Origin of the sequence: Pseudomonas sp. GM55 (assembly GCF_000282395.1) — a bacterium.
Lineage (GTDB): Bacteria > Pseudomonadota > Gammaproteobacteria > Pseudomonadales > Pseudomonadaceae > Aquipseudomonas > Aquipseudomonas fluorescens_CC.
The window spans coordinates 56,950-77,550 of sequence record NZ_AKJJ01000139.1; the positions used below are offsets into that span (position 1 = coordinate 56,950).

25 protein-coding genes and 1 pseudogene are annotated in these 20,601 nt (G+C 60.7%); 14 read left to right on the plus strand and 12 right to left on the minus strand.

Translation table 11 applies throughout. The features are described from left to right. Nucleotides 1–39: 39 nt before the first annotated feature. On the plus strand, nucleotides 40–651 hold the full coding sequence (locus PMI31_RS26850; RefSeq protein WP_008022814.1) for a TetR/AcrR family transcriptional regulator: 612 nt from the start codon (nucleotides 40–42) through the stop codon (nucleotides 649–651). A 124-nt stretch (nucleotides 652–775) separates the two neighbouring features. After that, nucleotides 776–1,309: a DUF1003 domain-containing protein gene (locus PMI31_RS26855; protein ID WP_008022816.1), complete on the plus strand. Its 534-nt coding sequence runs from the start codon at nucleotides 776–778 to the stop codon at nucleotides 1,307–1,309. A 6-nt stretch (nucleotides 1,310–1,315) separates the two neighbouring features. Here the strand turns inward: PMI31_RS26855 and PMI31_RS26860 are convergent, their stop codons facing one another. Further along, complete coding sequence (locus PMI31_RS26860; protein WP_043302679.1) at nucleotides 1,316–2,257, minus strand: LysR family transcriptional regulator; 942 nt, start codon at nucleotides 2,255–2,257, stop codon at nucleotides 1,316–1,318. 15 nt (nucleotides 2,258–2,272) lie between these two features. On the opposite strand from PMI31_RS26860, the gene PMI31_RS26865 reads away from it, so the two are divergent. After that, complete coding sequence (locus PMI31_RS26865) at nucleotides 2,273–2,980, plus strand: CTP synthase C-terminal region-related (seleno)protein (protein WP_008022820.1); 708 nt, start codon at nucleotides 2,273–2,275, stop codon at nucleotides 2,978–2,980. After that, a complete protein-coding gene (locus PMI31_RS26870; protein ID WP_008022822.1) occupies nucleotides 2,977–3,300 on the plus strand; it encodes an antibiotic biosynthesis monooxygenase family protein in 324 nt (107 codons plus the stop codon). Before PMI31_RS26865 ends, PMI31_RS26870 begins: the two co-directional genes overlap by 4 nt. 142 nt (nucleotides 3,301–3,442) lie before the next feature. Here PMI31_RS26870 and PMI31_RS26875 read toward each other — a convergent pair whose 3' ends face one another. After that, a complete protein-coding gene (locus tag PMI31_RS26875) occupies nucleotides 3,443–3,769 on the minus strand; it encodes a DUF2025 family protein (protein WP_008022824.1) in 327 nt (108 codons plus the stop codon). Nucleotides 3,770–4,001: 232 nt separating this feature from the next. Here PMI31_RS26875 and PMI31_RS26880 point away from each other — a divergent pair, with 232 nt between their 5' ends. The 4 genes and pseudogenes from PMI31_RS26880 to PMI31_RS30425 all read left to right on the plus strand — a co-directional run. Then, nucleotides 4,002–5,126 (plus strand): glycerophosphodiester phosphodiesterase, encoded by a 1,125-nt coding sequence (locus PMI31_RS26880; RefSeq protein WP_008022826.1) that lies wholly within the window; start codon nucleotides 4,002–4,004, stop codon nucleotides 5,124–5,126. Between the two features lie 152 nt (nucleotides 5,127–5,278). Continuing rightward, complete coding sequence (locus PMI31_RS26885; protein ID WP_008022829.1) at nucleotides 5,279–5,584, plus strand: PepSY domain-containing protein; 306 nt, start codon at nucleotides 5,279–5,281, stop codon at nucleotides 5,582–5,584. Nucleotides 5,585–5,800: 216 nt separating this feature from the next. Continuing rightward, complete coding sequence (locus PMI31_RS26890; RefSeq protein ID WP_008022830.1) at nucleotides 5,801–6,823, plus strand: transporter; 1,023 nt, start codon at nucleotides 5,801–5,803, stop codon at nucleotides 6,821–6,823. Nucleotides 6,824–6,829: 6 nt separating this feature from the next. After that, a pseudogene (locus PMI31_RS30425) lies at nucleotides 6,830–7,003 on the plus strand (inorganic phosphate transporter); the annotation flags it as partial. Nucleotides 7,004–7,045: 42 nt separating this feature from the next. Here PMI31_RS30425 and PMI31_RS26895 read toward each other — a convergent pair. After that, nucleotides 7,046–7,942, minus strand: a complete 897-nt coding sequence (locus PMI31_RS26895; protein ID WP_008022834.1) for a LysR family transcriptional regulator — start codon at nucleotides 7,940–7,942, stop codon at nucleotides 7,046–7,048. Between the two features lie 122 nt (nucleotides 7,943–8,064). Between PMI31_RS26895 and PMI31_RS26900 the strand changes: the two genes are divergently transcribed. Further along, complete coding sequence (locus tag PMI31_RS26900; RefSeq protein ID WP_008022836.1) at nucleotides 8,065–8,823, plus strand: SDR family NAD(P)-dependent oxidoreductase; 759 nt, start codon at nucleotides 8,065–8,067, stop codon at nucleotides 8,821–8,823. A gap of 67 nt (nucleotides 8,824–8,890) precedes the next feature. Here PMI31_RS26900 and PMI31_RS26905 read toward each other — a convergent pair whose 3' ends face one another. Beyond that, nucleotides 8,891–9,325 carry a multidrug/biocide efflux PACE transporter gene (locus tag PMI31_RS26905; RefSeq protein WP_008022838.1) on the minus strand — a complete coding sequence of 145 codons (435 nt, stop codon included), beginning with the start codon at nucleotides 9,323–9,325 and terminating at the stop codon, nucleotides 8,891–8,893. A gap of 90 nt (nucleotides 9,326–9,415) precedes the next feature. Here PMI31_RS26905 and PMI31_RS26910 point away from each other — a divergent pair, with 90 nt between their 5' ends. Beyond that, nucleotides 9,416–10,270: a LysR family transcriptional regulator gene (locus tag PMI31_RS26910; protein ID WP_008022841.1), complete on the plus strand. Its 855-nt coding sequence runs from the start codon at nucleotides 9,416–9,418 to the stop codon at nucleotides 10,268–10,270. A gap of 116 nt (nucleotides 10,271–10,386) precedes the next feature. On the opposite strand, the gene PMI31_RS26915 is transcribed toward PMI31_RS26910, so the two are convergent. The 3 genes from PMI31_RS26915 to PMI31_RS26925 all read right to left on the minus strand — a co-directional run bounded on the left by PMI31_RS26915 (nucleotide 10,387) and on the right by PMI31_RS26925 (nucleotide 12,460). After that, nucleotides 10,387–11,622 (minus strand): RNA polymerase sigma factor, encoded by a 1,236-nt coding sequence (locus PMI31_RS26915; RefSeq protein ID WP_008022843.1) that lies wholly within the window; start codon nucleotides 11,620–11,622, stop codon nucleotides 10,387–10,389. A gap of 1 nt (nucleotide 11,623) precedes the next feature. Further along, the gene (locus tag PMI31_RS26920) at nucleotides 11,624–11,968 is read right to left on the minus strand and encodes a YciI family protein (protein WP_008022845.1); all 345 of its coding nucleotides are present in this window, start codon (nucleotides 11,966–11,968) and stop codon (nucleotides 11,624–11,626) included. A gap of 66 nt (nucleotides 11,969–12,034) precedes the next feature. After that, nucleotides 12,035–12,460 carry a YybH family protein gene (locus tag PMI31_RS26925; RefSeq protein ID WP_008022846.1) on the minus strand — a complete coding sequence of 142 codons (426 nt, stop codon included), beginning with the start codon at nucleotides 12,458–12,460 and terminating at the stop codon, nucleotides 12,035–12,037. Nucleotides 12,461–12,601: 141 nt separating this feature from the next. On the opposite strand from PMI31_RS26925, the gene PMI31_RS26930 reads away from it, so the two are divergent. After that, nucleotides 12,602–13,087: a GNAT family N-acetyltransferase gene (locus PMI31_RS26930; RefSeq protein ID WP_008022849.1), complete on the plus strand. Its 486-nt coding sequence runs from the start codon at nucleotides 12,602–12,604 to the stop codon at nucleotides 13,085–13,087. Nucleotides 13,088–13,234: 147 nt separating this feature from the next. Here PMI31_RS26930 and PMI31_RS26935 read toward each other — a convergent pair whose 3' ends face one another. The 3 genes from PMI31_RS26935 to PMI31_RS26945 all read right to left on the minus strand — a co-directional run bounded on the left by PMI31_RS26935 (nucleotide 13,235) and on the right by PMI31_RS26945 (nucleotide 15,036). After that, entirely contained in the window at nucleotides 13,235–13,723 is a 489-nt protein-coding gene (locus PMI31_RS26935; RefSeq protein ID WP_008022851.1) for a GNAT family N-acetyltransferase, read from the minus strand. Between the two features lie 98 nt (nucleotides 13,724–13,821). Beyond that, nucleotides 13,822–14,307: a GyrI-like domain-containing protein gene (locus PMI31_RS26940; protein WP_008022853.1), complete on the minus strand. Its 486-nt coding sequence runs from the start codon at nucleotides 14,305–14,307 to the stop codon at nucleotides 13,822–13,824. A 66-nt stretch (nucleotides 14,308–14,373) separates the two neighbouring features. Then, complete coding sequence (locus PMI31_RS26945; RefSeq protein WP_008022854.1) at nucleotides 14,374–15,036, minus strand: LysE family translocator; 663 nt, start codon at nucleotides 15,034–15,036, stop codon at nucleotides 14,374–14,376. A gap of 139 nt (nucleotides 15,037–15,175) precedes the next feature. On the opposite strand from PMI31_RS26945, the gene alaC reads away from it, so the two are divergent. Beyond that, the gene (alaC, locus tag PMI31_RS26950; RefSeq protein ID WP_008022855.1) at nucleotides 15,176–16,393 is read left to right on the plus strand and encodes an alanine transaminase; all 1,218 of its coding nucleotides are present in this window, start codon (nucleotides 15,176–15,178) and stop codon (nucleotides 16,391–16,393) included. Between the two features lie 158 nt (nucleotides 16,394–16,551). Here the strand turns inward: alaC and PMI31_RS26955 are convergent, their stop codons facing one another. Continuing rightward, complete coding sequence (locus PMI31_RS26955; protein ID WP_007985175.1) at nucleotides 16,552–17,904, minus strand: GntP family permease; 1,353 nt, start codon at nucleotides 17,902–17,904, stop codon at nucleotides 16,552–16,554. An 81-nt stretch (nucleotides 17,905–17,985) separates the two neighbouring features. Beyond that, nucleotides 17,986–18,519 carry a gluconokinase gene (locus PMI31_RS26960; protein WP_008022856.1) on the minus strand — a complete coding sequence of 178 codons (534 nt, stop codon included), beginning with the start codon at nucleotides 18,517–18,519 and terminating at the stop codon, nucleotides 17,986–17,988. A gap of 215 nt (nucleotides 18,520–18,734) precedes the next feature. Here PMI31_RS26960 and PMI31_RS26965 point away from each other — a divergent pair, with 215 nt between their 5' ends. Together PMI31_RS26965 and PMI31_RS26970 are read left to right on the plus strand one after the other, a co-directional pair. Then, the gene (locus PMI31_RS26965) at nucleotides 18,735–19,766 is read left to right on the plus strand and encodes a LacI family DNA-binding transcriptional regulator (RefSeq protein ID WP_008022857.1); all 1,032 of its coding nucleotides are present in this window, start codon (nucleotides 18,735–18,737) and stop codon (nucleotides 19,764–19,766) included. Between the two features lie 64 nt (nucleotides 19,767–19,830). Continuing rightward, nucleotides 19,831–20,469 carry a glutathione S-transferase family protein gene (locus tag PMI31_RS26970; protein ID WP_008022858.1) on the plus strand — a complete coding sequence of 213 codons (639 nt, stop codon included), beginning with the start codon at nucleotides 19,831–19,833 and terminating at the stop codon, nucleotides 20,467–20,469. The last annotated feature ends 132 nt before the right edge of the window (nucleotides 20,470–20,601 follow it).

A 20,601-nucleotide genomic window follows, 5' to 3' on the forward strand; every position in this document is an offset into this window, starting at 1 on the left:
CGAGTGTAACTTTCCCTTTTTTCCTGCCGAAGCGTACTTATGACAGCTCCACAGCGCCTCACCGACCGAAAACGCCAAGCGATCATTCAAGCCGCGATCAACGAATTCCGTGACAACGGTTTCGAGATCACCAGCATGGACAAGATTGCTGCCACTGCCGGGGTGTCGAAGCGCACGGTGTACAACCACTTCCCCAGCAAGGAAGAGTTGTTCGCCGAGATCCTCAAACAGTTATGGATCCGGGTGACGGCAAAACAGGAAACGGCCTACCGCCCCGACCTGCCGTTGCGCGACCAATTGCGCGTATTGCTGATGGCCAAACTGCAAATGTTGGGCGATGACAATTTTCTCGACCTGGCTCGGGTGGCGATAGCGGCGGCGATTCATTCCCCGGAACGGGCGCAGGACATGGTGGCGCGAATGGGCGAACGTGAAGAAGGGCTGACGGCGTGGATTCGCGCCGCTCAGGTCGATGGCCGGTTGAAAGCCATTGCCCCTGATTTTGCCGCACAACAGGTGCAGGGCCTGCTCAAGTCTTTTGCATTCTGGCCGCAGATTTCCATGGGCAAGCCGGGCTTGTCACCCGAAGAACAGCACCGGGTGGCGGAATCCGCGCTGGACATGTTTCTGGCCTGCTATCAGGTGTCATAAATGACAACGTCGACAGCGGTGTCGAACGATTGCTGGCGCTGATTTGAACGGCCCATGTGTTTCAAAATGAAACTGGCGCTGAGGCTATAGTGAGCCTCAGTCCCGGAGACAAACAGAGAACATCATGACCACCACGAGCCAAGCAACCGCCACCCCCGTCGATCACCTGCGTTTCCATCGCCCCCATGCCCACCTGGCGCCGACCTTTGGCAATGACAAGTTTGCCCTGCGCGCCGAAGCCTTTGCCCGATTCTTTGGCACCCCGACCTTTCTTGGCGCACAAACGCTGATCGTGGTGGCGTGGGTGTGCCTGAACCTGTCCGGCTTCACCCACTTCGATGCGTACCCGTTCATCCTGCTCAACCTGGCTTTCAGCCTGCAATCGGCCTATGCCGCGCCATTGATTCTGTTGGCCCAGACTCGTCAGGCCGCGCGGGACAAAGCCCAAACCGATGCCGATGCGCAGCACCGCGAAGCGCTGGCGATCGCCAACAGCGAACGGCAGGCAGAGGCCGCGAAAAACACCGCGCAACTGTTGGAGCTGCTTGAGCAGAACACCCGCCTCACGGAGATGACCAAGGCCCTCACCGAGCGCATCGAAAACCTGACCACGGAAATGCATCAACACTTCGTGCACAAGGATGTGCCAAAAGTCTGAACGGCTTCACGGCAGTTTCAGCGCCCGCCCCAACTCATCGAACAACGTGACCACCGAGCGCAAGGCGCGGCAATCGGGTCGGGTCAGCAGCCACAGTGCGGTGTCGTATCCGTGCAACGGCTCGCCCAGCGGCTGCAGTCCGTCGCCAATCAAAAAGTCCGGCAATGCCGCAACGCCTAGTCCCGCCCTGACCAGCTCGGTTACCGAAAGCATGCTGTTGCAGCGATAGCCCGGCGTTACGCCCGGCAAGGCCTGGCGACGCCAGGTCACGGTCGGGTGATCAGGCAGGAAATCGTCCGGGGCGATCCAGGTCAATGAGGCCAGGTCTGTAGTGTTGACCGATTGCAGATACCGCTCGCTGGCGCACACGCGGTAGGAAATATCCGCCAGTCGCCGTCCCACCAGGTGCTCCGGTGGCGAGCGGGTCAGGCGCAGGGCGATATCGGCATCCCGACGGCTGAGGTTGGCAAAATCATTGGATGTGCTGAGTTCGAGCGTCAGCGCCGGATAGTTCGGCATGAACTGCGCCAGCGCCGGCAACAGCAAACCTTGCAGGACCGAATCGGTACAGGTCAGGCGCACGATACCGCTGATCACTTCCCCGCCCTGCTCCACACCGATGCGCGCCGCCTCCAGCGCCTGCTCAGCGCGCTCGGCCTGTTCAGCCAGGGACTGCGCCAGGGTGGAGGGCAAGTAACCGGCGCGGCTCTTTTCGAACAGTTGCTGTCCCAGTGCAGCCTCCAGCCGGCGAACCGCTCGAAACACCGTCGAGACATCCACCTTCAACAGCTGTGCGGCCCGGGCCAGAGAGCCGCCGCGCACCAGCGCAAGGATCAGGGCCAGGTCCGGGTAGTCCAGTCGATAGTGCGTGGCTGCATTGATCACTTGGGAAAACGCCAATATTGAGTGCGTGAGCGCCAATCTATAGTGGGCACCAGGAATCAACAAGTGCAGAGGCCCCACATGGAAACCCGCCCGATTCGCATCGCCCTGATCGGCGACTACGACCCACAGGTCACGGCCCATCAGGCCATACCCATCGCCCTCGAAAGGGTCGCCGCGTTCACCGGCCTGAACCTGCAATGGCAATGGCTGGCCACCGATGAAATCCACAGCGAGACACCGCTGCACAGATTCGACGGATTCTGGTGTGTACCGGCCAGCCCGTATCGCAACATGGACGGCGCATTACAAGCGATCCGTTTTGCCCGCGAACAACGGCGACCTTTCCTCGGCACCTGCGGTGGCTTTCAACACGCGGTACTGGAATATGCGCGCAATGTGCTGGGCTGGTCGGATGCCGAGCACGGCGAGACGGCGCCCGATGCAACACGGGCGCTGCTGACACCGCTGACGTGCGCGCTGGTGGAAGCCGTCGATACCATTCATTTAGGTGAAGGCTCGTTGATCGCCGAGGCGTACGCATGCACCGAGATTCGTGAAGGCTATCGCTGTCGTTATGGGGTGAATCCGCAGTTCGAAGGGGATCTGCTCAAGCGTGAACTCCACGCCGTCGGCCACGATTCGGAACAAGGGCTGCGCGCGGTCGAACTCCGCGGCCATCCGTTTTTTGTCGCAACCTTGTTCCAGCCCGAGCGGGCGGCGCTCAAGGGCGTCTTGCCGCCGTTGATTGGTGCCTTTGTCGCCGCCTGTGCAGGGCGGTCGTCATGATCGCCGATACACCAGCAACGCCTTACTACGCGGTGATCTTCACCTCGGTGCGTACCGAGGACGACTTGGGTTACGCCGAAGCGGCCGCACGGATGCTGGAACTGGCCCGTGAACAGCCGGGGTTTCTCGGGGTGGAATCGGCTCGGGGCGAGGATGGGTTGGGCATAACCGTGTCGTACTGGGCCAGTGAAGCGGCGATTCTGGCGTGGAAGCATCATCCGGAGCACAGTGCGATTCGCGAGCGCGGGCGCTCGACCTGGTATGCGCGGTGTCATACGCGGGTGTGTCGGGTTGAGCGGGCCTATGGGTTCGATCAGTAACCGATTCAGTGTTCTTCAGGCCGCTATCGCGGGCAAGCCCGCTCCCACAGGTTTTTGTGGTGGGAACATGTCTTGCGTACACCCACACCCCCTGTGGGAGCGGGCTTGCCCGCGATAGGGCCCGTCAATTCACCGCAACAACTCAGCCCTGCACCAGACTGCGCACCGCCGAAATCTCCGGCACGTCCCGCCGGTTCATGTACACCCGCAAGGGCTCGGTGATGTTGATCCGCTCATCGATGTTCTGCGCCAGCAGCAACTGAATCAATTCGCGCTTGAGCGTCATGGCCTGCCCGGGCCCCGCGGCCCAGACGAACTCGCTGATCGGGATGATGCCGTCGTCCGCCACGTCCATGCCGAACGAGTCTTCACTGAAGCGCACGATGTAGTGCCCGGTCTTGCGGTTGAGGCCGACGAAGCCTTTGAGTTGGTCGGCAGCCTGGCAGATGAGCTGGGAAGTGATGCGCATGGTAAACCTCACATAAGGTCGCAACGGACCGCTGATCGATGGTTTACACGCAAGGCAGGTACATGGGTTTCCCTCTGCCGGGGAAATGGCCGAGGCCAAGATTACTGCAAAGAACCGCACAAAACCGCTGAAAAAATTCTGCATTGAACAGGTTTGTGTCGCTCTCGCGATAGCCTGTGCAATGATCAGTTGTTAAAAGGAACCACCCCCTCATTGCGAAAGGATCTCGACCATGCCTGCACCCTTTACTAAAAGTGCCCTGTTACTGAGCCTGTTGCTCGGCTTCGGCCAGGCACAGGCCACCAGCGAACCCGGCCCCACGGCGCTGGCAACCCGCTTGGGTATTCCACATCCAGCGGTGATCGCCCACCGTGGTGCATCTTTCGATGCACCGGAATCCACTGCCGCCGCCTACAAGGCTGCCCGCGACCTGGGCGCCGACTACCTGGAAATGGACCTGCAGCGCAGCAAGGATGGCGTGCTGTTTGCCCTGCACGACAACAACCTGCAACGCACCACCGACGTTGCCAGCAAATTCCCCGAGCGCAAGGACAGCCCGGCCAATGCGTTCACCATGGCCGAGCTGAAAACCCTGGATGCGGGCAGCTGGTTCAACGCCGCGTACCCGGATCGCGCGCGCCCGGCCTTCGCCGGCCTGAAGATTCTGACCCTTGATGAAGTCATCGACATCGCCGAGGGCAACGCCTTGCACAAGCCAGGTCTGTACATCGAGACCAAGGAGCCGAAGCAGTTTCCCGGCATCGAACGCGACCTCAAGGAAAAACTTCAGGACCGTGGCTGGCTGAGTCCGACCGGTTCGAAACTGGCGAAAAGCGAACTGGCGGTCGGCCAGGGCAAAGGCAAGGTGGTCCTGCAGACCTTTGAGAAGAGCAGCCTCGAACTGCTGCAAAAGGAAATGCCGGCGGTGCCGAAGATCCTGCTGTTGTGGGTGGGTGAAGGCAGTATCGAGCCCAAGTCCAAAGTGACATTTGCCGAGTCCGGCGCAAAGGACAAAGCCGCTTACTACGCCAGGCAGGAACCGAAGGACAAAGCCGAATTCCAGCAGTGGATCGATTACGCCAAGGCCCAGGGTGCCATTGGCACAGGACCGTCCGCCGCACTGACCCTGGGTGGCGACCAGAGCTATTCGGACCTGGTGCAACCGTGGATGAACCAGTACACCCACAGTCAGGGCCTGTTGGTACACGTCTATACCGTCGACGAGGCGGTGGACTATCAGAAAGTCATGGACGCGGGTGTCGACGGCATTTTCACCAACCGCGCCAGAGAGTTGTTGACGTTTTATAAACGCCCGGCGGCGAGTGTCGATCAGGTGTTGAAGAGCAACGGCTATTGATCCCTGCCTGTCACGACACCGAGGTACCTGCTTCGCGAGCAAGCTCGCTCCTACAGGGATTGATGCAGGACATGCAGGGGGTTTTAAGGGTGGATTAAGTTACTCACGTTAACCTGATCTCACTTGAACGGATCGCCCAAGGAAAGAATCCCATGAAGACCCTGACTGCTTTGTTGACCGCTGCAACCCTGACCCTCAGCGCGGGCCTGGCCCAGGCCGATGTGCGGGTCGATGAGATCCCGCAACTGGTCAAGGACGGCAAGATCAAGCCGCTGGAAGATCTGAACAGGATCGCGCTGGATCTGCACCCGGGTGCAACGATCACCAAAACCGAACTGGACAACCACTTCAACGGTTACGAGTACGAAATCGAACTGCGTGACGCCAAAAACGTCGAGTGGGATGTGGACATCGATGCCTCCAACGGCAAGGTCCTGAAAAACAAACAGGACACCTGATCGCGAAACACACAAAAGCCGCACGATTGAGAAGTCGTGCGGCTTTTGTGCATTCGGGATTCAAGCGCTCAGGCGCGCCGTCACCTCGTTCAACTGCCCCGACAGAGCAATCTTTAACGTTATTTCCCCGTCACAAAAACGTCATCCCGGCTTGCGATGATGCCGCTCAAGTGAACCTGTAAAACACGTGACAGGCGCCTCCCCTTGCGAGTCCTCATGAACCACAGCATCGATCAAAGCCATCGCGACACGGATCTGTTCGGCCTGCTCTACGGTTTCAGTTTTCGCCCCGGTGAGGCCGGTCGGGAAATCAATTCCGCCGAGGCCTTGCAGTACCTGCAACAACCGGAAAGCGACGAGCAATTTCTGTGGCTGCACCTGAACCTCGCCCACGCCGCGTGCGAACGCTGGATGAAGAGCCATCTGGAATTGCCCGAGGAGTTTTTCGAAGCGCTGCACGAAGGCTCGCGTTCTACACGCATCGAGCATGTCGACTCCGCGTTGCTGGCGGTGGTCAACGACGTGGTGTTCAACCTCAGCAACATGGTCTCGTCGGATGTCTCGACGCTGTGGGTGTGCGCCCGCAGCCGGCTGATCATCAGCGCCCGCCTGCAACCGCTGCACTCGGTGGACAAATTGCGCTCGTCGGTGAAGGCCCGGGAATGCTTTCGCTCCCCGCTGGAACTGCTGGTGCACCTGCTGCGCGATCAGGGTGAAGTGCTGACCCAGATCGTGCGCAAGACCAGCCAGAGCGTGGATCAGATCGAAGACGAATTACTGTCCTCGCGGCTGTCGACCAACCGCGCCGAACTGGGTGCCAATCGCCGGGTGCTGGTGCGATTGCAACGGCTGCTGGCGCTGGAGCCAGGCTCTTTGCTGCGCCTGCTCAACCGGCCGCCGCAATGGCTGCAAAAGGAAGACGTGAAGGAATTGCGCAAATCCACCGAGGAGTTTGCGCTGATCATCAATGACCTCACGGCGCTGGGTGAGCGGATCAAGCTGTTGCAGGAAGAGATCGCCGCCAACATCAACGAACAGACCAACCGCACGCTGTTCACCCTGACGGTGGTGACGGTACTCGCGCTGCCGATCAACATCATCGCCGGTTTCTTCGGCATGAACGTCGGCGGCATTCCGCTGGCCGGTGATCCGGAAGGTTTCTGGATCCTCGTGGCGCTGGTCGCGACTTTTACCGTGATCGCCGGGCGCTGGGCGTTTCGCAAGCAGCAGGATTATTGAACACCCCTGCACATCGGCGCCGCCGACATGTTCGGCCTGCCGGTGTCGACCAATCACATACTGTCCTCGGGCGTGGCCGGGACCATGGTCGCCAACGGTGGCGGCTTGCAGATGAAGACCATCCGCAACCTGCTGATCAGGCTGAATGCCATGCTGCGCGACGGCACCGAATGGTGGTGACGAATGGCAGGGTTAAAACAGCTGCTCCCACAGGGACTCGTATCAGGCCACCGAGCGGATCACCTCCCCCAGCCAGTCCATGAACGCCCTGACCCGCAACGGCAAGTGCCGCTGCCGGGCATAGAGCAGCGATGCCTCCATGGACGGCGCGTTGAACTGCGGCAACACCTCCAGCAACTCACCGTTTTGCAGGTATTGCTGCATACCCATCCTCGGCGCCTGAATCAGGCCGAAACCACCCAGGCAGGCGGCCTCGTAGGCATCGGTGCTGTTGACCGTGACACTGCCGGCCATCGGCAATCGCCGCACCTGCCCCTTGTCGACGTACACAAACCCTTCCGAACGCCCGCCCAGTACGCCGACGTAGTGCACCAGCCGATGCTGCGCCAGGTCTTCCAGGCGCTCGGGCACGCCATAGCGCTGCACATACGCAGGGCTGGCGCAGTTGACCATGGTGAAGTCACACAGGTGTCGCGCCACTACCGATTGATCCGGTTGGGCGCCGATGCGCAGCACGCAATCGAAGCCTTCGGCGAACAGATCGACCCGGCGGTCGGTGCTGCTGATTTCCAGTTCGAGCAGCGGGTGCTGCGCCATGAACTGCGGCAAGCGCGGCATCACCACTCGGCGCGCAAGAATGTTCGGCAGATCGATGCGAATGCGCCCGACCAGCGACGCCTCGTCCTGGCGAAACAAGCCCTCGATTTCGTCCATGTGCGACAACAGGTCCTTGCTGCGCTCGTACAACACCAGGCCATCCTGGGTCGCCTGCACTTTGCGCGTGGTGCGTTGCAACAGCCGTGTGCCGAGCAAGGCCTCCAGTGCCTGCACATGCTCGGACACCGTTGAGCGAGGCAGGCCCAGGCTTTCTCCGGCCAGGGTGAAACTCGACATTTCGCTGACACGGACAAAGGTGCGCAACAGTTCCAGTTTGTTCATCGGCCCGCTCTTTTATTGTTCGGATTATCCGACCAGTGATTCCGGTTTAACTCTGTTTATCACCCCTAAGCGGATAAATAAACTTCCTCACATCAACCGCCCACTGCTCCTGAGGAAGTCCCATGAACCGTAAAATCGCACTGATCACCGGCGCCAGCCGCGGCCTCGGCAAAAACGCAGCCCTGCATCTGGTCGCCCAAGGCATCGACATCATCGGCACCTACAACAGCCGCGCCGATGAGGCACAGGCACTGGTGGCCAAGATTGAAAGCCTCGGCGGTCGCGCCGTCATGCTGCAACTGGACGTTGCCCGGAGTGAGCAGTTCGACGCCTTCGGCAGCGAAGTGGCGAAGGTCCTGCACAGCCACTTCGAACGCGAGCGCTTCGATTTTCTGGTCAACAACGCCGGGATCGGCCTGCACGCCAACTTCGTCGACACCACTGTCGAGCAGTTCGACCTGTTGCTGAACATCCACTTCAAGGGGCCGTTTTTCCTCACGCAGACGCTGTTGCCATTGCTCAACGACGGTGGTCGCATCGTCAACATTTCCAGTGGCCTGGCCCGCTTCAGTCTGCCGGGGCACAGCGCCTACGCGGCGATGAAAGGCGCGATGGAAGTGCTGACCCGCTACCAGGCCAAGGAACTCGGAGCGCGCAATATCGCGGTGAACATCCTGGCACCGGGGGCGATAGAAACGGATTTCAGCGGCGGCGCCGTGCGCGACAACCCCGAGCTGAACACGCTGGTGGCGAACAACACCGCCCTGGGTCGCGCCGGCGTGCCGGATGACATCGGCACGGCGATTGCGCTGCTGTTGGCACCGGGTAGCCAGTGGATCAATGGCCAACGCATCGAGGCGTCGGGCGGGATGTTTCTGTAAACGCTATACGACTCGATTGGAAAACTCAGTGGTGAGGGAATTGGCTCCCTCACCACAAAAACTCAACTCAGCAAGCCTGACGAGTCATCACCATCCGCTCCCGAACCACGTCATACGCCCAGTGATAGATATAGGTGTATGGCAGGAAGAACAGCAGCACGCCGATATCCAGCACAAACGCCTGCCACAGGTTGATGTTCAGCCACCAGGCAATCAGCGGCACGCCGAGGGCGACCAGTCCGCCTTCGAACAACAGCGCATGCACCACACGCACCCAAGCGTTGTGCGCGATAGCCAGGCGCTTGAGCATGCGATCGAAAAAGCCGTTGAACACCACGTTCCAGGCCAGGGCCAAGGCCGCCATGGCGATGGTGACAGCGCCCATGTCCAGCATCGGTTTGTCCATGATCCAGGCCAGCAACGGGGTACAGATCAGGATCGCCAGAAGTTCGAAACCGATGGCCTGGAAAATACGTTCAGTAATGGACTTGTTGGCGCTCATGGCCGAACTCCCTTGAGTGACTGTGGTTGCCATGATCTGTCATCGCACCGATACTTCACAACCAATAACCATCGATCAAGGCGATAGTTCATGGCTTCTCACGAAGTGTTGCTGGCGTTTGTCGAAGCCGCGACCCAAGGCTCGTTTTCCGCCGCGGCGCGCAAGCTGGGCCGCAGTCAGTCGACCATCAGCGCGGCGGTGGCCAGCCTGGAAATCGACTTGAACCTGACGCTGTTCGACCGCAGCAGCCGCAAGCCCGGACTGACCCCGGCCGGGCATGTCATGCTGCAGCGGGCCGAGGACATCCTGGCCGCCACCAGTCGTCTGGAAATGACCGCCAGCCAACTGTCCCAAGGGGTGGAAGCGAAGCTGACGGTGGCGCTGTCCGACACCTATCAGTCGGACCGTTTCGAAGCCTCACTCAGTGCCTTCGAGCAGCGTTACCCGGACCTGGAGCTCGAATGCCTGATTGCCGAATGCGATGACCTGGTGTCCCTGGTGCAAAGCGGCCGGGCGCAGATTGCCTTCGCCGAAATGCAGGACAGCTACCCGCCGGACCTGGTCAGTTCGACGGTGGACGAACGCACGGAAATCGCCCTGTTCGTGTCCCCGGCACATCCCTTGGCAAGGCTGGACCATGTCGATCAGGACGCACTGCAGCAGCACCGCGAGCTGCGCCTGGCCACCATCATCAATCCCTATGAAAGTCGGGCGAAGGGTCGCGTCTGGTCGGCACCGAGTTATCTGATGCTGCTGGAAATGGCCCAGGGCGGATTCGGCTGGGCGCCGCTGCCCCGCTGGCTGGTCGAGCGGTTCGGGCCCGGTACGTTGCAGGAACTGGTGGTGCGCGGCTGGCCGAAAACGGTGTCGGTGGATGCGTTGTGGTCAAGGCTGAATCCGCCGGGGCCGGCGGGGAGCTGGTTGCTGGGCAAGATGCTGGAATAGCGGCGCGCCCTTCGCGGGCAAGCCCGCTCCCACAGGAATGGTGTGGTCACAAAACTTGTGTGCACCACTCTACTGTGGGAGCGGGCTTACCCGCGATGAGGCCAGCCAATATCACATCAATCCAACGCCTTGAGCCGCCCTTCAATAAACCGCCGCTCCGGCTCTTGCCGGGTCAACGCCAGCGCCCTCTCCCACGCCGCCCGCGCCTCTTGCTTGCGGCCCAGTTGCCGACAAAATTCCGCCCGCGCCGAATGCGCCAGGTGGTAGTCGAGCAGTTCTCCCCGCTCCAGAATGGCATCCACCAGCGTCAGCCCCATCAGTGGCCCATCCCGTTTCGAAATCGCCGCCGCCCGATTCAACTCGATCACCGGCGACGGCACCGCTCGCAGCAGCACGTCATACAGACCGACAATCTGCGGCCAATCGGTTGCCCCCGCCGTCGGGGCCTCGGCATGCACTGCCGCGATGGCCGCTTGCAGGCAATAGGGTCCGAATCGCCCCATGCTCAATGCCTGTTCGATCAGCGCGCAGCCTTCAGTGATCAACCCGGCGTCCCACAGCGAACGGTCCTGCTCGTCCAGCACAATCAGCTCACCGCTCGCCGAGGTTCTGGCCGGGCGGCGCGACTCGTGCAACAGCATCAACGCCAGCAAGCCCATCACCTCCGGCTCCGGCAACAACTCCACCAGCAACCGGCCGAGACGGATCGCCTCGCGGGTCAACTCCTCGCGGACCAGTTCGGCCCCGACGGACGCCGAATAACCCTCGTTGAACACCAGGTAAATCACCCGCAATACGCTGTCCAGACGCTCGGGCAACTCAGCCAGTGTCGGCACTTGATAAGGGATTTTCGCATCGCGGATCTTCGCCTTGGCGCGCACGATGCGTTGGGCGATGGTGGCCGGGGCCGAGAGAAAGGCCCGGGCGATTTCTTCCGTGGTCAGGTCGCAGACTTCCCGTAGCGTCAGCGGCACTTGCGCGTCCGCCGCCAGGGCCGGGTGGCAGCAAGTGAAGATCAGCCGCAGGCGATCGTCTTCCACGTCCTCATCACTCCAGTCGGCCTGTTCCAGCGCCTCCAGTTGCGCGATCAACAAAGGCTGCGACGCGGCAAAACGCGCGCGCCGACGCAAGGCATCGATGGCCTTGAAGCGTCCGGTGGACACCAGCCAGGCTCGCGGATTGTCCGGCACGCCGTCACGCTGCCAGCGTTCGACCGCGATGAAAAACGCTTCGTGCAAGGCCTCTTCGGCGAGGTCGAAATCCCCCAGCAAACGAATCAGGGTCGCGAGAATGCGCCGCGACTCTTCGCGATAGACCCGCTCGACCTGCGCCTGAACCGGCAGCCCCGGCATCTTAAGGATTCAACTGTCGAACGGGGCGCACTTCGACGCTGCCGACCCGGGCCGCCGGAATGTTCCCGGCGACCTGGATGGCTTCGTTGAGGTCCTTGGCATCGATCAAGTAGAAGCCGGCCAGTTGCTCCTTGGTTTCGGCGAACGGGCCGTCGGTGATCGACAGCTTGCCGTTGCGCATGCGCACGGTGGTGGCGGTCTGTACCGACTCCAGCGCCTCGGCGGCGACCATCCGGCCGCTGCCCTGGATCGACTCGGCATAGGCCATGCACTCTTCGTCCTTCGGGCTTTCCGGTAGCGAATGCAGCAGATGCTCATCGCTGTAGACCAGGCATAAATACTTCATCACGCTCTCCTTATCGAACGATCAACTATGGTCGCTGATTGGCATTCCGGCTCGGCCTCCCGACGATCAGGGCTTGAGGTCGAACAGCGTCGCGCCGCTGGTCATGTCGAACGGCGCCGACCAATGTTCGTGAACAATCTGCCACAGCCCGGCTTCCTGCCGATAGCAGGCGGTGACGCGCATCCAGCAGGACTGGGTTTCGCCCTTGTCGTTGGTGCCACCGCAATGTGCCAGCCAGTGAGCGAAGGCAATTTCCTGGGACGGCTCGATGGTGATTTCGTGGAATTCGAAGATGTGCGGGCCGGGGCACATTTCCATGCAAGCCTGCCAATGCGCGCGATACGCCGGCTTGCCTTTGAATTGCAGGGCCTTGACCGCGTCGAAGGAGACGATGTCATCGGCATACAGGGCCATGACTTTTTCAATGTCCTTGGCCATGACCGCCTGACGATAGTTCTCGATGAGGTTCTGGATCTGGGTGTGCGAGTTCATGGTGGTTCTCCGTGGTTTTTATAGTGAAGACACCCTTAGTCGTCCGGCGATCCGGCAAATCGACAGGTGAAATAAAAATAATCCAAACGACCAGACTCGCTAGAATCCGAGATTCATTCATGTAGGAAAAAGGACACTCCCGTGACAGCTCGACTCGTGCCTTATGAAAGCCTGAACGCGCTGCAACGCCAACAGGTCGAGGCCATCGAAGTGCACCCGGAGCAAATCAGATTCTCCGGTGATATCCACGGCGCCCTGCACACCCTGCTCTCTCGGCCCGGCCCCGGCGTCAAGGGATTCGCCCTGCTGGCCGAGGGTGTGCCCGTTGCGTTCCTGCTGCTCAAGCGCCCGCCGGTGTTGCCGGCCTGGGCCGATGAGCACAGCGCCACGCTGCATGCACTGCAAGTCGATCAACGTGCTCAGGGCAAAGGCTACGGCAAGGCCTGCCTGCAAGCGTTGCCCGAGGCGGCGCGCCTGGCCTGGCCGGAAATCAAGGGGCTGGAACTGTCGGTGGATGCCGACAATGAGGCGGCCATCGCTCTGTACGCCCGGTTTGGCTTTGTCGACAGCGGCGAGGCGTACAAGGGCCGGATCGGCTATGAACGGCGGATGGGGTTGGTGTTTTGAACGCGAGACCTAACGCAACACTGACCCTGTGGGAGCGGCGGTGCGACGATTCGACTTGCCCGCGATGACGGCTTAACATTCAACGATGATGTTGAATGATCTATCGCAATCGCGGGCTAGCCCGCTCCCACAGGGACTTGCGGAGGATTAAAGAACCAGCACCATCTCATGCCACGCCATGCCGCCATGGTCGGACGCCGAGGGTTTGACGTAGGCAAACCCGAACCCGGCGTACAACGGAATGTGCCGTTCCTTGCACATCAGGTTGATGCTGATCTTGCCCATCGCACGCATGCGCTCGATGAACTCACCCATCAGCAGTTTGGCCAGGCCTTGCCCCTGATAATCCGGGTGCACCACCACCGACATGATCACCACGTGCGGCCCGGCCGGGTCGTGGCCGATCAGTTCCTTGAACGCCTCGTCCGACATTTCCACCTGAAACGCTGCCCCGGAATTGATGAAACCGGCCACGGCCCCGTCCACCTCAGCGACGATAAAGCCCTCGGGCCAGGTGGCGATGCGGGTGGCGATCTTCTCGCGGGTCGCGGCTTCGTCACCTTCATAGGCAAGGGTTTCGATGGCAAAGCAGCGGTCAAGATCGGCAGGGGTGACGTTGCGGATAACGGTGTTCATGGCAGCTCGGGATCAGCGTGGGAAAGGCTGGGGATCATAAATCAGCCGCCGTGGGACATCGAGAGACGAATCGGCGGATCCGCCTCCCGCTGCCGGTGTCATGCCTTGATCGGCAACCAGATTTCCAGCTTGCCGGTGTTGAGCTTGGGGTTGAAGTCTTCGCTGTAGCGCTCGAACTCCGGGGCCGCCAACAGCTCGTGGCCGGACTGCGGCAGCCACGTACCATGGATGTACTGAAAGGTTTGCGGCAGGGTGTCCAGCGGTCCCTTGTGTTCAAACACCACGTACTGCTGCGGCTGAATTTCTACCCAGCGGTACGTTTCCGGCAAGTCGTCGAGTTTGCTGATCTCGACGCCAGCGATGTAATCGAAGCCGCCCTTGCCATCGAAATTGCAGCAGACGCCGTAGGTGACTTCGCCCTTCTGTCCCGGAACATTGCCGATGTGGGGAATGAATTTTTCCCAGAGAGCAGGAATGTCCTGGGTGGTTTGCTGGGTAAATCGTCCGCCTAGCCCTGCGATCAGCAGGAAGTGTCCGTGTTCGAAGCGTGGTTCCGTCACTTCAACGCGTATTTGCTCATCCATGGCTCGACTCCTGGAGCGAAAAATGGGTTCGGCTGGGAGTATAGAAGCCAAACCCGATTCGCCCAATTACAGTGCGTGCAGCTGCTCGACGGCAGCGGCACCGACAAACTCGTTATAGCCAGACAGGATCACGTAGACTGCGAAATAGCAGAAGATCGCCGCCGATGCCATATAGGAATAGCGCAGCAGCTTGTCACCCAGCAATTTGCCGCCATGGCTCGCCGCGAAACACAAGCCTGCCGACCAGAGCAGCCCGGCACAGAGGAAACCGCCGAGAAACAGTGCCGAACTGAGCGGGCCACCGCCACCGGAACGGGCGATCAAAGTGCCGCCAACAGCCGCGAACCAGAGAATGGCGCTGGGCGAGGACATGGCGAGAAAAATCCCGCGAAAAAACTCCTTGCGGTGGGAGTTGTTCCCGACCTCCGCCGTCTCGGCCAGCAACGCCTCGTGGTGAATCGCCGAATAGATCATCTTCGCCGCGAAGTACACCAGCAGCGCCGAGCCACCGATCCACAACACCCAGCGCACGGCTTCGTACTGCAGCAACACGGTCATGCCGGCCAGCGCCAGTACCGCGTAGATCAGGTCGCCGACGCAGGTGCCGAGGCCCAGCGCAAAGCCCTGAAAATAGCCGCGTTGCATGGCCAGGGTGATCATCGCGATGTTGGCCACGCCGATATCCAGGCACAGCGAAAGGCTCAGCAAGAAGCCGCTGGTAAATTCCATTGAACCCTTTCCCTCGGAAAAATTTGTTTACATGGAGGCTGGACAGTCTGCCACAGCTGCCCGTACATTCCGTCACAGGTCACCGCAGTGACCAGCGTCGCTCGGACGGTTCCGGGCGCTTACGTTATCCGAGGCAACAATGGCCGAACAAGGTTCGCCGCGCCGCTTTGCGCGCATCGATCGACTCCCTCCATACGTTTTCAACATCACTGCCGAGCTGAAGATGGCCGCCCGTCGTCGTGGCGAAGACATCATCGACTTGAGCATGGGCAACCCCGACGGCGCCACGCCGCCGCACATCGTCGAAAAACTGGTGACGGTGGCCCAACGCGAAGACACCCACGGCTACTCCACCTCCAAGGGCATTCCGCGTCTGCGCCGGGCGATTTCCAATTGGTACAAGGATCGCTACGAAGTCGATATCGACCCGGAAAGCGAAGCCATCGTCACCATCGGTTCCAAGGAAGGCCTGGCGCATCTGATGCTGGCCACCCTGGATCAGGGCGACACCGTGCTGGTACCGAACCCGAGCTACCCGATTCACATCTACGGTGCCGTGATTGCCGGCGCCCAGGTACGTTCGGTGCCGCTGATTCCTGGCGTGGATTTCTTCGCCGAACTGGAACGGGCGATTCGCGGCTCGATCCCGAAACCGAAGATGATGATCCTCGGCTTCCCGTCCAACCCTACCGCCCAGTGCGTGGAGCTGGATTTCTTCGAACGGGTGATCGCCCTCGCCAAGCAGTACGACGTGCTGGTGGTACACGACCTGGCCTACGCCGACATCGTCTACGACGGCTGGAAAGCCCCGTCGATCATGCAAGTGCCGGGTGCCAAGGACATTGCGGTGGAATTTTTCACCCTGTCCAAGAGCTACAACATGGCCGGCTGGCGCATCGGCTTCATGGTCGGCAACCCGGAACTGGTCAACGCCCTGGCGCGGATCAAGAGCTACCACGACTACGGCACCTTCACCCCACTGCAAGTGGCGGCGATTGCCGCGCTGGAAGGCGATCAGCAATGCGTGCGCGACATCGCCGAGCAGTATCGGCAGCGACGCAACGTGCTGGTCAAAGGCCTGCATGAGCTGGGCTGGATGGTAGAAAACCCGAAAGCGTCGATGTACGTCTGGGCGAAGATTCCCGAGGCCTATGCGCACCTGGGCTCGCTGGAGTTCGCCAAGAAACTGCTGGCCGAGGCCAAGGTGTGTGTCTCGCCGGGTGTCGGGTTTGGCGAATACGGCGATGATCACGTGCGCTTTGCACTGATCGAAAACCAGGACCGGATTCGTCAGGCCGTACGCGGGATTCGCGGGATGTTCCGGGCGGATGGGTTAGCACCAAAAACCAGCGCCTGACGCCAAACCTGTAGGAGCTGGCTTGCCAGCGATAGCATCGACTCGGTGAGAAGTTAGACCGAGTCGCCTTCATCGCCGGCAAGCCAGCTCCTACAGAGGTTTGCATGACCCACAAAAAAACCGCATCGCTGCGGTTTTTTTGTGTCTGCCGAATGTAGTTAAACGAACAACGACAACAGCAGGATAAAGCCCAGGCCCACCACCGACAGGATGGTTTCCATCGCGGTCCAGGTCTTGAAGGTTTCCGCCACGGTCATGTTGAAGTACTGCTTGACCAGCCAGAAACCGGCGTCGTTGACGTGAGACAGGATCAACGAACCGGCACCGGTGGCCAGTACCAGCAGCTCACGATTCACACCCGGAATCATCCCCACCACCGGCACTACGATGCCGGCGCCGGTAATGGTTGCCACGGTTGCGGAACCGGTGGCGATACGAATCACCGCCGCCACCAGCCAGGCCAGCAGGATCGGCGAGATCTGCGCGGCCACCGCCATGTTGCCGATCACGTTACCCACGCCGCTGGTCACCAACATCTGCTTGAAGCCACCACCGGCACCGATGATCAGGATGATCGCGGCGGTCGGCGCCAGGCTCGCATCCAGCCATTTCAGGATCTGTTGGGAACCGATGCCCTGCTTGTGACCGAAGGTGTACAGCGACAGCAGCAGCGCCAGCAGCAGCGCCGAGATCGGGTGACCGATCAGGTCCATGAAGGTGCGGAAGAAGTTGCCGTCCGGCAGCACTACGTCGGCAAAGGTCTTGAGCAGCATCAGGAACACCGGCGACAGCACGGTGACCAGGGTGATGCCGAAGCTCGGCAGATCGGCGGAATCCGACTCGCGCGCCAATTGATCCACCAGCTCCTGATTCGGATGACCGGGGATGTGCTTGGCAATGAACGTACCGAAGATCGGACCGGCAATGATAGCCGTCGGCAGCGCCACGATCAGGCCGTACAGAATGGTCTTGCCGATGTCGGCACCGAACACCCCGATGGCCAGCAACGGACCCGGGTGCGGTGGCACCAGGCCGTGTACCGCGGACAGACCGGCCAGCAGCGGAATACCAATCTTGATGATCGACACGCCGGTGCGGCGGGCCACGATGAATACCAATGGAATCAGCAACACGAAGCCGATTTCGAAGAACAGCGGGATACCGACCAGGAACGCGGCGAACATCATCGCCCACTGCACCTTGTCCTTGCCGAAGGCGCGGATCAACGTCTGCGCAATCTGATCCGCACCGCCCGATTCGGCCATCATCTTGCCGAGCATCGTGCCCAGCGCGAGGATGATGCCGACAAAGCCGAGTACGCCACCGAAGCCGTCCTGGAACGCCTTGATGATGGTACCGATCGGCATGCCGGAGGTGAGCCCGAGGAAAGCGGCGGCAATGGTCAGGGCAATGAAGGGGTGGAACTTGAACTTGGTGATCAGGACGATAAGCCCGATCACCGTGACCACTGCATCGAGCAGCAGGAACGTCTCGTGGGACATGCCAAACATTGGGGGTGTCTCCTGGTTGTTGTTGTTATTAAAGCGGGTTGATCAGAAGTCGAAAGGACAGCGCTGTCTTTGCAAGCACACTCATACCGCCTGCTTCAGGCCGTTCGCCAGCCACCAGACATGAGCCTGCGCAGCCAGTTGCTCAACGCTATGGGTCGAAGCATCCAGCGCCAGGGTCAACGGCTCGCCGACGGGCGATTCGAGGGTGGCGAACTGGCTGGCGATCAGGGTCGACGGCATGAAGTGGCCCGGCCGATGGGACACACGGTCGGCGGCCACTTCGGGGGTCAGCTCCAGGAACACGAAGCCCAGGCCCGGCAAGGCACTGCGCAGACGTTCGCGATAGATGTGTTTGAGCGCCGAACAGGTCAGCACCGGTCGCTCGCCCTTGGCGTCGACACGGCGCAGTTCATCGCACAGGCTGTCGAGCCAGCCGGCGCGGTCTTCGTCGTTCAGGGGGATCCCGGCGCTCATCTTTTCGATATTGGCGGCAGGGTGGAAAGAGTCGCCTTCAATGGCAGTGGCGCCGCTCAGTTGGCACAGGGCCTCGCTGACGCACGTCTTGCCGCAACCGGCAACGCCCATGATGACCAGGGCGGTGATGGGATGATTCATGTAACACCTCAGCGCGCAGACAGCGCTACCTTTGCCAGTTATGACACTAGACCAAAAGCAGGAGTTGCCGACGCCTTTCTTGTCATTTTGTGGGTTGCAGCAGGTTAAGTCCCAACACTAAAAAGCGAAGATCAGGCGAACCCCCGCTCACGCATTTGCAGCTGCATCGAGACAGCGCTACCTTAGTGCCTTGAATTTTGTTTGGCAAGCCATCGATGAACACAACCAAGAACGATAAAAATACCCGCACCACTGGCCGCCCTACCCTGAACGAAGTCGCCCGACTGGCCGGCGTCAGCCCGATTACCGCTTCCCGCGCCTTGCGTGGCGTCAGCACCGTGGCCACCGAACTGGTGGAAAAAGTGCAGAAAGCCGCGCTGGAACTCAACTATGTGGTCAACCCTGCCGCCCGTGCCCTGGCCTCGGCCCAGAGTCAATCAGTGGTGGTTTTGGTGCCGTCGCTGTCCAACCTGCTGTTCATCGACACCCTGGAAGCCATTCATCAGGTTTTGCGGCCCAAGGGCTTCGAAGTGCTGATCGGCAACTTCCACTATTCGCGCGATGAAGAAGAAAACCTGCTGCGCAATTACATGGCCTATCAGCCCCGTGGCTTGTTGCTGACGGGTTTCGACCGCACCGAAAGTTCACGGCGGATGATCGAAGCCAGCAACATTCCTTGCGTGTACATGATGGAACTGGACAGTGCAGCCGGGCTCAATTGCGTTGGTTTTTCGCAACTGGCGGCCGGCGAAACGGCGGCCGAACACTTGCTGTCTCGCGGTCGCAAGCGTCTGGCCTACATCGGCGCGCAACTGGATCAACGCACCTTGCTGCGTGGCGAAGGGTTCCGCAAGGCCCTGCAGAAGGCCGGCTTGTATGACCCGGACCTGGAAGTGCTGACGCCGCGCTCGTCTTCGGTCGGTCTGGGCGGCGAACTGTTCCTGCAACTGCTCGCCAGTCATCCCGATGTCGATGCGATCTTCTTCGGCAACGATGACCTGGCCCAGGGCGCCCTGCTTGAAGCCATGCGCAATGGCATCAGGATTCCCGAGCAGGTGGCGATCCTCGGCTTCAACGACTTGCCCATGTCCGAACACATGGTCCCGCGCCTGAGCAGCATCAACACCCCGCGCGAGGCCATCGGCCGACGTGCGGCGGAGCAGATGCTCACGCTGATGGCCGGCAACACCGTGGCCAAGCCGGTGCAGGACATGGGGTTTGAGTTGAAGGTGCGCGAAAGTACATAGTTTCCCGTCGCGCTATGCCCGGCGCCTACAATTGCATATACGCCATTCTCGATGGAGTAGCCCAATGGAACATGCACTGAAGATTCTCGGCAAGGCGTCATCCATCAATGTCCGAAAAGTCCTGTGGACCTGTGATGAGCTGGGTATTGCCTACGAGCGCGAGGACTGGGGCAGCGGCTTCGCGTCCACCCACAGCCCCGAGTTTCTCAGGTTCAACCCCAACGCCAAGGTGCCGGTGATCATCGACGACGCCGGTGTGCTGTGGGAGTCCAATACCATCTGCCGTTACCTGGCCGGCAAACACCACCACCATCACAGCGAGTTGCTGCCCACTGAACCGGCGGCACGCGCCCGGGTGGAACAGTGGATGGACTGGCAAGCCACCGAGCTCAATCCATCGTGGAGTTATGCCTTCATGGCGCTGGTGCGCAAGGACCCGGAGTTCCAGGACGCCCATCGCCTCGAAGTCGGCGTCCGCGGCTGGAACCAGATGATGGGCATCCTCGAACATCAACTCGCGACCACCAAGGCCTATGTCGCCGGACCACGGTTTACCCTGGCCGACATCGTCATCGGCCTGTCGATCAACCGCTGGCTGATGACCCCGATCGAGCGTCCGGACTACCCCGCCGTCGATGAGTATTTCAAACGCCTGGCGCAACACCGCGGGTTCCTGAAGCATTGCTGCAACGGCTTGCCCTGAATGGCCGCAGGTTGCTCGCGATGGCCCCAAGAGCGCCGCGTTCCGCCAGGAAACACGCGTTATCGTTATCGACCATCGCGAGCAAGCTCGCTCCTACAGTGGGTCGGCGTTTTTTTGTAGGAGCGAGCTCGC